At 68.6% G+C, this 11956-nt stretch carries 7 protein-coding genes; 3 read left to right on the top strand and 4 right to left on the bottom strand.

Translation table 11 applies throughout. The annotated features are described in order from the left end of the window. Positions 1-52: 52 nt before the first annotated feature. Positions 53-925: a translation elongation factor Ts gene (gene tsf, locus FKV24_RS06805; protein ID WP_111265968.1), complete on the top strand. Its 873-nt coding sequence runs from the start codon at positions 53-55 to the stop codon at positions 923-925. 352 nt (positions 926-1277) lie between these two features. Here tsf and FKV24_RS06800 read toward each other — a convergent pair whose 3' ends face one another. The 4 genes from FKV24_RS06800 to FKV24_RS19805 form a co-directional block, all read right to left on the bottom strand. Further along, entirely contained in the window at positions 1278-4457 is a 3180-nt protein-coding gene (locus tag FKV24_RS06800; protein WP_249040947.1) for an autotransporter domain-containing protein, read from the bottom strand. Between the two features lie 311 nt (positions 4458-4768). Then, complete coding sequence (locus FKV24_RS06795; RefSeq protein WP_170288236.1) at positions 4769-7660, bottom strand: TonB-dependent receptor domain-containing protein; 2892 nt, start codon at positions 7658-7660, stop codon at positions 4769-4771. 213 nt (positions 7661-7873) lie between these two features. Next, positions 7874-8860: a FecR family protein gene (locus FKV24_RS06790; RefSeq protein ID WP_141481842.1), complete on the bottom strand. Its 987-nt coding sequence runs from the start codon at positions 8858-8860 to the stop codon at positions 7874-7876. Then, on the bottom strand, positions 8857-9444 hold the full coding sequence (locus FKV24_RS19805) for an RNA polymerase sigma factor (RefSeq protein WP_343200237.1): 588 nt from the start codon (positions 9442-9444) through the stop codon (positions 8857-8859). Before FKV24_RS19805 ends, FKV24_RS06790 begins: the two co-directional genes overlap by 4 nt. Before the next feature lie 319 nt (positions 9445-9763). On the opposite strand from FKV24_RS19805, the gene pyrH reads away from it, so the two are divergent. Beyond that, the gene (pyrH, locus tag FKV24_RS06780) at positions 9764-10486 is read left to right on the top strand and encodes a UMP kinase (protein ID WP_111265963.1); all 723 of its coding nucleotides are present in this window, start codon (positions 9764-9766) and stop codon (positions 10484-10486) included. 626 nt (positions 10487-11112) lie between these two features. Continuing rightward, positions 11113-11956 (top strand): cation diffusion facilitator family transporter (locus FKV24_RS06775; RefSeq protein WP_141481840.1); only part of this gene is annotated, 844 nt, incomplete at its 3' end.

The following is an 11956-nucleotide window of genomic DNA, read 5'->3' as shown; positions in this document are numbered from 1 at the left end:
CCGGGCGCGGGCCGCACGTCGCCCAGCGACCCATCCCATTTGAGGTACCCCCATGGCTGAAATCACCGCTTCCCTCGTCAAGGAACTGCGCGAGCGCACCGGCGCCGGCATGATGGAGTGCAAGAAGGCGCTGTCCGAGACCGGCGGCGACATCGACGCCGCGGCCGAGAACCTGCGCAAGTCGGGCCTGGCCAAGGCCGACAAGAAGGCCGGCCGCGTCGCCGCGGAAGGCCGCATCGCCAGCGCCCAGGACGGCGGCAAGGCCGTTCTGGTCGAGATCAACTCCGAGACCGACTTCGTCGCCAAGGACGAGAACTTCGTCGCCTTCACCAATGCCGCCGCGCAGGCCGCCCTGGCCACCGCCGACATCGAAGCGCTGAAGGCCGCGAGCATCGACGGCGCGACCGTCGAGGAGACCCGCGCCGCGCTGATCGCCAAGGTCGGCGAGAACGTGCAGCTGCGCCGCATGGTCCGCATCGACACCGACAACACCGTCGCCGCCTACGTCCACGGTGGCCGTATCGGCGTGCTGGTCGAGCTCAAGGGCGGCGATGCCGACCTGGCCCGCGGCCTGGCGATGCACGTCGCCGCGATGAACCCGCCGCATATCAAGGCATCCGACGTGCCGGCCGACTTCATCGAGAAGGAAAAGGAAATCGAGCTGGCCAAGATGAGCGACAAGGACAAGGCCAAGCCGGCCGACATCCTGGAGAAGATCATCGGCGGCAAGATCAACAAGATCGTCAACGAAGTGACCCTGTACGGCCAGCCGTACGTGCTCGACACCAACCAGTCGGTCGAGGCCGTGCTGAAGGGTGCCGGTGCCGAGGTCGTGCGCTTCGAGCGCCTGGCCGTTGGCGAGGGCATCGAGAAGGTGGTCGAGGACTACGCCGCCGAAGTGATGAAGCAGGCCGGCCTGGCCTGATCGCCCCGCCCTGCGCAGGCGACGCCTGCAAAGACGAAGGCCGCGGATCGCTCCGCGGCCTTCTTTTTTGGCGGATTTCGAATCGAGGAGCTCGCCTCCCTTCTCCCTCCTCCTGCCCGCGCGCCGGACTGACCAACGGCGGCGGACGGTTCTTTCCGCCCATCCGGTACAACAGGCGCCGGAACAGGGACCGGCAAAAAGTGGTGCTCCCGCGCGATGAGAACAGGGAACATCGCGCCGGGAGCAAGGCCGGTCCTTGGCTGGCACCGCCTCCTTCGGTGCCAGCGACGGGCATCCATGTCTGCCCGTCCTTCTTCCAGCGTCCGATCAGCCGGGGCTACCCCCGTCCCGATCAGAACTGCAACGAGTAGCGGGCATTCAGCCCCTGCGCGTCCGCGTCGTCGCCGAACTGGCCGCGATAGCCGAACTCCAGCAGGCTGCGCGCACTCAGGCGGGCGGCGATGCCGAGCTCGGCGACGGTCGCGTCGTCGGCCAGCGGCGCGCCCTGCACGGTGAACGCGTCGGCACCGCTCCAGGCCAGCGTCGCGGCCGGCAGCAGATCGCCACTGGCGTCGCGGTAGCCCAGACCGCCACGCAGACTCAGCCAGCTGTCGGCCTGGTGGGCGGCCTTCAGGTTGACGTTGAAGCGCAGTCCGGCGGTGGCCAGGCCGACGTCGCCGTCGCGGCCGCTTCCGCCGAGCGCGGTGGCGCCACCCTGCTCGCGGAAACCGTCGATGTCGAAGCCGACATGCGCGTACTGCAGATAGGGCTCGAACTCCCACGCCCCCGCCTGCATCCGGTACCCCGCCTCGATGAAGCCCTGGGTGACGGTCGCGTCGTATTCGACCCGGGTCTGCTCCTGCAGGCCCTGGAACGCGGCGCTGCGGCGGATGTCGACCTCGCTGCTGTCGTGGCTGATGCCGCCGCGCACACCGAAGCTGCCCCACGCCTGGCCGGCATAGATACCGACCCGATAGCCGGTGATGTCGCCTTCGCTGGCACGCGTGCGCGCATCCAGATCGGTTCGCGCGGTGCCGCCAAGCACGCCCAGGCGCCAACCGTTGTCGAAGCGGTAGTCGTAGCCCACCAGGGTGGTGTTGCCGCTGTACTCGGTGCGCGCGGCATTGCCGTCGCCGTCCAGGGTGCCGCTGCCACGCAGCACTTCCACCCACGCCGAGGAGCCGGCGTCGCCCTGATGGGCGAACGCGCCCTGCCCGGCCGAGGCACGCGCCAGCGCGCTCTCGCGCACGTGTTGCTGGCTGTCGACCAGCACCGACTGGGCGCTGGCGTGCAGCTCGCCGCTGAGCATGTCGAGCGCAGCGCCGGCCTGCGCCGGGAACAGCTGGGTCAGGCGCTGGGCAAGCACGTGATCCATCGCGAGCGCGTCGGCGGCGGTCGCGACCGCCCGCTGGTTGCGGGTGTTCGCGGCGTCGGCCAGGGCCATGCCACGGCTGACGTCCAGCCCGACCGCGTTACCGGAGTAGCTGAAGGTGAAGTCCAGGAACGGCGATACGGCGCTGCTGTCGATCCCGGCGAAGCCGCCATCGATGCCACCGGCCGCGTTGAGGATGTTGTAGCTCTGGCCGAGCAGGTACTCGCCCGGTCCACGCAGGATGCGGACGGTACCGCCCTGCAGGTCGGCGCGTCCGCTGATGTCGAGCAGATCGGCACCGTCGGGCGCCTGGATCTCGGCCTCGAACACCGAGCCGGCCACCTGGGTGTAGTCGCCGTCGATGCGCAGGGTGCCGATCGAGTTGCCCGGCGCGATCACCCCCTCGACCCGGGTGTCGCCGAGGCTGCCGACGCCGTGCAGGCGCCCCTCGGCACCGACCACGGTCATGCCACCGGTGACCGTGCCCTGGATGCTGGCGAGGCCGTCGTTGACGTTGAGGTCGGTGTCGCGCAGCGTGCCGTTGAGGACGAAGAAACCGCCGTTGACCTCGGCCGCCGCCGACAGCGCGTTGTCGCCGTCGAGCTCGAGCACACCGTCCTCGACACTGAGGCCGCCGAAACTGTTGTCGCCGCTCAGGCGCAGCCAGCCGATGCCCGACTTGGTCAGTCGGCCGGGGCCGCTGATGTCGTTGCGCCAGTCGTCCCAGGCCGGACCGTCCCACACCTTCTCGCCACCGGCGAAGGCGTTCATCGCCACATTGGTATCGACCCGCAGCATGCCCGGACCGTCGATCGCCTTGGCCAGGTCGATCAGACCCCAGCCGTAGATCTCGTCGACGCCGGCCTCGCCCAGATCGGTGGCCGTGGTCAGCAGCACGTCGCGGATCTGCGGATTGTCCAGATACGGGAAGCGCTCCATCAGCAGCGCCAGCGCGCCGGTGACGTGCGGCGCCGCCATCGAGGTGCCGGTCAGGTTGCCGTAGCCGAACTGCGGGTTCTCGCCGACGACCTCGAAGCCAATCAGGTTGCCATCGTCATCGTACTTGTACTCGACCTCGGCATCACCGCCGATCACCGTCGAGGTGATCTCGGTGCCGGGCGCGGAAACGCACCAGTCCTTGCTCAGCCCGCATATGCTGGAGCTGCCATCGATGCCACCGCCCTCGTTGATGTTGGCGACGCTCAGCCAGTACTGCTCCGCCTCGGGCACCCATCGCGGCAGGGTCGCGTAGATGCCCGCGATATCGCCATCGTTGTTGCCGGCGGCCCACACCTGCAGCATGCCGTCGCGAATCGAAGGCGCCACATAGGTATTGAAATACTCGGCGGCGCCATCGCTGTTGTAGAGCGCGTCCATGTCCTCCGGCGTGGAGGGTTCCGACGCGAGTCCCCAGCTGTGATTGATCGCGCGGACGCCCTGCGCCGACATCTGCTCGTACATCGCAGCGACCGCTTCGCTGCTGGGCCCGATGCTGATCTCGGTACCGCCGAAGTTGACGCCGAATATCCCGGACAACAGGGCGGTCACATCGGAGTAGCTGTTGGCGAACAGGCGCGCTGTGGTCAGGTCGGCGCCGTAAGCCACGCCGTGGGTCCCGTTGCCATCGCGATTGGCCAGCATGGTGCCGGCGACATGGGTGCCGTGGGTTTCGTACGAGATGCCGGAAAGGCCTTCGAGGATCTCGTTGGCGTCCGGAACGAGCCAGCCGAACTGGATCAGCAGATCGACCAGTGCGCGGTCTTCATCGGTGTACTGCAGGATCGATACCTGGGCGCGATCGCCCTCGGTATAGAAGCATGCATCAGGGCCGTCGAGCACCGCGCCGCTTGTGCAGCCCGGATCGGCCATCAGGATCGAGCGCAGGTCCTTGCCCGTGAAGTCGGCATGACGACTGTCGGCGCCGCTGTCGAAGATTCCCAGACGGATCCCGCGCCCGGTCAGGCCGCGCGCGTAGGCGTGGTGCGCGCCGATCGCCTCGAGGCCCCAATCGGCCTTGAACTCGTCGCTGCGCCAGCTGTCGGCATCGCCGACCTTGCCCTGCTCCTGATACCGAGTGTCCTGCGCATCCTGCGCCGCTGCGGTGCCGGCGCCAGCGAACAACAGCGCGACCACGATCGCGCTGGAGAGCGCCGACCGCACATGCCCCTTGTTCCCGCCGCTGCGGCTGTTCCCCAGCCGACCACCACGAAGCGCCGACGAAAAGCTTCCAGACTGCTGCATCTTGTCCCCTATTCCCTGATCGGATTGTTCCTGTCCCGCCCGGCGCCGCTGGCTGTCGGGCGTGCACGGATGTTGGAAGCGTGCCCATGGGCACGCGTCGAAGCCCCCAGAGCTTCGACACGAGCAATAACGAATGCACCGCGCAACCCCCTACCCCGATCGCGGTGGCGAATGAAACCCGAGCAGTGCTATTGCGTTGACGAGGGCCGGACTTTGCCGGAACGGCTCGTTCAGAACCGATAGCGCGCGCTGAGCAGCAGGTAGCGTCCGCGAGGATCGTCGTAGGCGATGTCGTAACCGTCGCGCTCGATGTCGTAGTTGACCGGATCGCGATCGGCCAGATCACGCACGTTCAAGCCCAGCCGCCAGCCCGGAATGCCGTTGTAGGCGATGTCCAGATCGAGCACCCCGCGCCCCGGTGTGCGGCAGCGACCACGGTTGTAGCCCGGACATCCGGTGACGGGCGAGCCGACCTGGTAAGGGCCGCGGGCGCGCAGGGCCAGGGTATGGGTCCAGTTGCCGCGCGCCCACTGCACGGAGCCCAGCAGGTTGGTGGTGGGCGCACCGTAGCCGGCATGGTCGTAAAAGGGTCTACCGTCGCCGACCCTGCGGTCGACCCGCGACAAATGATGCACGGCAGCGGTCAACGAGAGCCGGCCGGCGTCGCCCGCCTCCACACGCCAGCGCATCTCCGCTTCCCAGCCGCGGATGTCAGACCGGCCGATGTTCTGGTAGTAACTGTCGATCCCGACCAGGCGGCCGTCCTTGTCGCGCTGCGCCGACTCCGGGAACGCCTCCGGACTGTCGAGCAGGTTGCCTTGCGCGATTTCGTTGTCGCGATGGATGCGGAAATGATCGAAGCTCAGGCTGAAGTCGGGCGACGGTGCCCACACCATCCCCAACGTGTGACTGCGTGAGGTCTCCGGCACCAGGTCCGGATTCTCGAACGCGCCCAGATCCACCCGGCAGTAGGACGGTGCCAACTGCCCGACCACCTGTCGTATCAACGGGTCGATGATCACCTCTTCCAGGCATGGCCGTAGTGCATCGCTCGCCGGGACCAGCTTGCTTTCCGGAATGACGTTGGGGCGCCGCAGCTCGAACAACGACGGCACCCGGTAGCCGGTCGCCGCTGTCGCGCGGAAGGTGAGATTCTCGTGCGGCGACCACTTCAGACCGAGCTTGGGCGAGACCCGGCTGCCATAGTCCTGTGGATCGTCGTAGCGCAGGGCCAACTCGGCCTGCAGGTTGTCCCGCAGCGGCAGGCCCAGCTCGGTGTACAGGGCCGCACTGTTGCGGTGATCGTCGCGCGCGGTCTTGGGTGTGCCCAGGGCCAGATCGTCCTTCAACAGGCGCGCATCGGGCTCGTTCACCAAACCGTTGCGCAGGAACTCGCCACCGACCGCCAGCCGCGCCACGCCTCCCGGCAGTTTGAACAGCGGCCCCTCCAACCCCGCCGACAGCTGCTGCAGGGTGGCCTCGCCACGCAATGTGAAAGTCGGGGAAATGGCGGCGAGCAGTTCCGCGGCGTTGGGCGTGCCATCAAGCCGGTATCGGTCCAGGTTGTCGGGACGAAGGAATTCCTCGAGGCTGACCTGACCGTCGATGCGGCTGACGACACGGTTGGCATGATGCGACAACGACACATCCCAGGCCCAGTCGCCGCGCCAGCCCTTGAGCGCGGCGCCGACATCGAGCGTCCGGTTGTCGGTACGGCTGGTGATCGGCCCCAACTCGAAGAACGTGTAGTTGAGCCGGGTCTCGGGAGGGCCGAGAAACAAGCTAAACACAGAGAAGCCCCGATAGCGGTCCGGATGCCCGGGGGGCAGCCCGACGCTGCCGAAGAACGGCGGCCGTCTCAGCTCCTGCTGCGCCTCGCCGTAACGCAGGTCCAGCTCCAGCGTCGCCCCTTCCCACATCGGTTCGGACAGGTGGCCGTACAGCCACAGGCGCCGACTGGCCGGTTGCAGGTCGGTGTAGCGCGCCTGGTCGAACCGGCAATCGGCGTCGATGACCTCGGCAGGCGCGTTGCCGCACTCGGCCCTGGCCGGCTGGAGGACATTGTCGAGGCCAAGGAAGCGGTAGTAGTGGCCTAGCCAGACTCGCCTGTCCGACAGGCCGTCGCGACTGTGGTCTCGGGTGTGCCAGTCGCGCGCGTCGCCGGCCAGCGCCTCGCGATCGAACCAGTCCGCCGCCAGCATGCCGCTGCCGCCGCGCGGCGTATCGAAGCCGTGGCTCAACGACAGGCGGCGCTCGCCGGCGTCGCCGCGCTCGGAAAGGCCGTAGCGGATCAGTGCCTCGCCCCCCTTCTGTCGCTTGCGCAGGATGATGTTGACCACGCCGGCGATCGCGTCGGCGCCATAGATCGCCGAAGCGCCGCCGCGCAGGATTTCAACGCGATCGACCAGGCTCAGCGGAATCGCGTCCAGATCGGTCAGACCGCCCAGTTCGGCGCTGGTCAGCGCATGGTTGGCCACCCGCTGGCCATCGACCAGGAACAGGGTCGCGCGCGGCCCCAACGCGCTGAGGCTGGTGGTCGCGGCGACGTTGAACGGTTGCTGGAAGTTGGCTCCGCCGTCGGCGGCGACCGCGACCGGATGATGGCCGATCATGCCCGGCTGGAACCGCAGCAGCTCGAACAGGGTCTGGTAGCCGCTGGCCTCGATGTCCTCGCGGGTGATCAGGGTCATCGGCGACGGGGTGATCGCGTCTATGTCGATGCGCGGAATCCGCGATCCGGTGACCTCGACCCGATCCATGTCGACCGCGCGCTGGCGTGGCATCAGCGCGGGCGCGGGCGCGGCGGCCTGCTCCGGCTTCGGCGCCACGACCGTCTTCAGCACGAAGGTATCGGCATTGACCCGTTCGGCCCTCAGCTCGCTGCCCTCCAGCAGGTAGCGCAGCGCATGTTCGAGCGTCATCCGGCCATTCAACGCGCGGGCGCGGCGCGACTCGACCTGCCCCGGTGCGTAGAGGATCTGGATGCCGCTGCGCAGCGCCAGCGCCTTCAATGCACCGTCGAGCGTGCCGCCAGGCAGATCGAGCTGCAGTTGCTCCGTCGAGGCCCCCGACTCCGCCGCGGACGGTTCGACCGCCCACGCGCCGTCCGTGTGCAGCGACAATACGCCGCACACTGCTATCACCAGGCAGACCCTGGTTATCCGAGGGGGCACCGGAACCAGCATCCCCACACATTACGGAACCCCCGGCAGCGCAGGCAATCAGGGGATTCCTCCATTCGCACCGGTTTGGAGGCCGCGCCCCTCCGGGAGGGCTCCCGCGCCGCCGCCCGGGCGGCCTTCATCCAGGCCGCCGGCCGGCTTCCAGCCGCGCCCTCACTCCGCGGGACCGTACAGGAACACCCCGTCGTCGCGGGATTCGGCGCGCAGGCCCCAGCCCTGCCCAAGCGCCTCGACCAGGGCCACCTGCTCGTCGACCCGGAACACGCCACTGACGGCAATGCCCGCCAGTTCGGGTTCGGCCAGGCGCAGCGGCACCTCCGAATAGCGGTTCATCTCCACCAGCAGGTCGTCGAGACGACGCTTGCGGAACACCAGTTCGCCGCGCGGCCAACCATTGGCGACCTCGAGATCCAGCGCACGGGTCGGGGTGAAACGGCCCTGCGGATCGACGTGAAGCTGTTCGCCGGGAGCGAGCCTGCGACCGGGGCCGTCGTCGCCACGACTGACCACCACAATGCCCTCGATAAGCCCGACATCGACGTCGTCGCCGCGGCGGCTGACCTGGAAGGTGGTGCCGATGTCGCGCACGGTGCCGGAGGCGGCCCGCACCAGAAATGGCCGGTCCGGGTCTTGCCCGACCTCGAAGTGGGCGCGACCGGAGATCAACTCCACCACCCGCAGATCGGCATCGAAGCGGGTCTCCACCCGGGTATCGGTATCCAGCAGCATGCGGGTGCCGTCCTCGAGCATGATCTCGCGCTGCTCGCCCACGGCGGTCGCGTAGCCGGCCACCTGCGGCGGCGGCGGACGCAGCCAGGTCGCCGCTCCGATCGCCAGCACCAGCACCGCCGCCACCGCGGCCGACCAGGGCCGCCAGCGCGATCGCCGCGCCCTGGACGCGGTGCGCGAGGCCGGCGGACTCATCTCGCCGATGGCGGCCCGCAACAGTTCGTCATCGGCCAGTCCGGCCGCCAGCAGGTGCAGGCGCTCGGCCTCCAGATAGGCCTCGACATGCCGTGGTGACGCCGCCAGCCAGTCCTCGAAGGCGGCGCGCTCGGCCATCGAGCACTCCGGCGACTCCAGCCGGGCCAGCCAGTCGGCGGCGAGGTCGTCGAGACGGGTGATATGCCCCACGTTCACGGCATTTCCTCCCCCGACGCATCGCCCTCGATCTGGGCCAGGCCTTCGCGCAGCCCCTTGAGCGCGCGGCTGACATGCTTTTCGACGGCCTTGACGGAGATGCCGAAGCGCTCCGCGATCTGGGGGTAACTCATGCCTTCGATGCGGTTGAGCAGATAGACCTCGCGGCAGCGATCCGGCAGTTCCAGGATCAGCCGTCGCACGTGAATCAGTTGTTGCTGGGTGTCGACGCGCTGCTCGTGGCTGGGTTCGGGCGACGGCAGCCAGTCGTGATCGGCGCTCAGGCTGATCGGTTGCGGTCCGGTGCCGGTGCTGGTGCCGGCGCGACGGCCCCGGTCGAGCAGCGCATTGGCGGCGATCCGGTACACCAGCCGGCGCAGTTGTTCCGCGGGCAGGCCGCGGTAACGCAGCAGCCTGACCATCGCCTCCTGGGCCACGTCCTTGGCATCCTCCTCCGGCAGGCGCCGGCACAGATAGCCGACCAGGACCGAGCGCTGCTCGCGTACGAACGCCTCGAAATCGTCGCCCTGCCCGCACTCCGGCGGCGTGTCAGGGTCATCCCGCTCCCAGGCCGGAGCAACCACTAGGCGCGCCCTCGGGAGTCGGCGGTGGTTGTCGCGACAGCGACGATCGGAACGACGGTGGACCCGAGAGGGGGCATCGGCAGAGACGTCTCCGGCAGCAACAATCTGGTGATTGGCGCGCCGGAGAGCGATGTCATCCGGCCGCCACAATGGCCAATTGTTGTACCACGAGCCGCAAAGAAGGCGCAGAACGGGCCCACGCCTTCCTGAACGTCCCTGTAGTGGCGGTGAGAGCGCAATCATGTCTACCTGAACGGATCTCGTGGCGCGCCCCCTACCTCGGATAGAATTTCCGGGTTTATCCACTGTTGAGGTCGCCATGTCCCCGCTCGCCTATCGCCGCGTCCTGTTGAAACTCTCCGGCGAGGCCCTGATGGGCGATGAGGACTATGGCATCGATCCAAAGATGATCGGACGCCTGGCCCAGGAGGTGATCGAGGCCCAGCAGGCCGGTGCCGAGGTCGCGCTGGTGATCGGCGGCGGCAACATCTTCCGGGGCGCCGGCCTCGCCGCCGCCGGCATGGACCGGGTCACCGGCGACCAGATGGGCATGCTTGCCACCGTGATCAATGCACTGGCGATGCAGGACGCGCTGGAGAAGCGCGGCGGCAAGGCGCGGGTGATGAGCGCGCTGAAGATCAACGACGTCTGCGAGGACTACATCCGCCGGCGCGCGATCCGTCACCTGGAGAAGGGCCGGCTGGTGATCTTCGCCGCCGGCACCGGCAACCCGTTCTTCACCACCGACTCCGGCGCCGCGCTGCGCGCGATCGAGATCGGCGCCGACCTGCTGCTGAAGGCGACCAAGGTCGACGGCGTCTACGACAAGGACCCCAAGAAGCACGCCGACGCGACCCGCTACGAGACCCTGACCTACGACCAGGTGATCACGCGCGACCTGCAGGTGATGGATACCGCCGCATTCGCCCTGTGCCGCGACAGCGGGCTGCCGCTGCGGATCTTCGACATGGGCCAGCCCGGGGTCCTGTTGCGCCTCCTCAAGGGCGAGAACATCGGCACCCTGGTCTCCGGCCGCGGCTGAGAGGTGCCCCGCCCACGCCGTTGGCAGCCCTGAGCTGCAATCCCCCGCAGGCGACAGAGGACGCCCTCCAGGAGCGGCGCAAGCCGCCATCCCAGGGCCTTCCCAAGCGAGCCCCATCGCGGCTCACGCCGCTCCTACGAGATGCGATGTAGCACGGCTCCAGCCCCCTGAGTCAGGGGGCGATTCGCGCATAGCGCGAATGGGGGTGTGGCATCGCAACGGCGGGGCCCAAGGTTTGCGCAGCAAACTTTGGGAGATATCCGCGCGCCGCCGGATATCGTCCCCCCTGAGTCAGGGGGCGATTCGCGCCTAGCGCGAATGGGGGTGTGGCAGCGCAACGGCGGGACCCAGGGTTTGCACAGCAAACATTGGGAGATATCCGCGCGCCGCCGGATATCGTCCCCCCCTGAGTGAGGGGGCGATCCGCGCATAGCGCGAATGGGGGGTATGGCAGCGCAACGGTGGGGCCCAGGGTTTGCGCAGCAAACTTTGGGGATTGCCGCGCGCAGCCCGGGGATCGCGGCCTGCGCCGCTGCCACGCCCCCCCCTTGTAACCGCCCCCCCTTGTAACAATGTCCTGTCCGTCGGAATAGTGTCCTGCCCGCCCGGCATGCCACCATCGCCGCATGTCCGGACACCACCATCACCACCACGACGGTACCCGCGCGTTCGCCGTGGTGACCCTGGTCAATCTCGCCTACACCGCGCTGGAGGCCGGTTACGGCTTCGCGATCAACTCGCTGGCGCTGCTGTCCGACGCCCTCCACAACCTCGGCGACGTGCTGGGCCTGGGCCTGGCCTGGGGCGCGGCGGTGCTCGCGCGCCGGCCGCCGACCGACCGCCACACCTATGGCTGGCGCCGCGCGACCCTGCTCTCGCCGCTGGCCAATGCGCTGCTGCTGGTCGCATTCTCCGGCGCGCTGGCCTGGGAAGCGGTGCGGCGCTTCAGCCAGCCGCCGGAAATCCCGGCGATGACGGTGGTGGTGGTCGCGGCGATCGGCATCGCGGTCAACCTCGGCGCCGCCTGGATGGTCCGCGACGGTCACGACCACGACCTCAACCGGCGCGGCGCGTTCCTGCACCTGGTCGCCGACGCCGCGGTATCGCTGGCGGCGGTGGTCGCCGGCCTGGGCATGAGCTGGCTGGGCTGGGCCTGGCTGGACCCGGCCACGGCCCTGCTGATCGGCGCGGTGGTCGCGTTCAGCGCGTTCGGGCTGCTGCGCGAGAGCTTCAACGCGGCGATGGACGCGGTCCCGGCCAGCATCGACCAGGCCCGGGTCAAGGCCTTCCTGGAGCAGCAGCCGGGCGTCACCGCGGTGCACCATCTGCACATCTGGTCGCTGGGTGCGGGCGAGATCGCGATGACCGCGCACATGGTGCGGCCCGAGCCCGGCGACCACGACCGCTTCATCGACCGCCTCAACCGCGCCCTCGACGAGGAGTTCGGCATCAACCATCCGACCCTGCAGG

Source organism: Marilutibacter maris (assembly GCF_006546735.2).
Classification (GTDB): Bacteria; Pseudomonadota; Gammaproteobacteria; order Xanthomonadales; family Xanthomonadaceae; genus Marilutibacter; species Marilutibacter maris.
The sequence above is the reverse complement of the archived record's forward strand: the minus strand, read 5'-3'. Positions and strand labels throughout refer to the sequence as shown.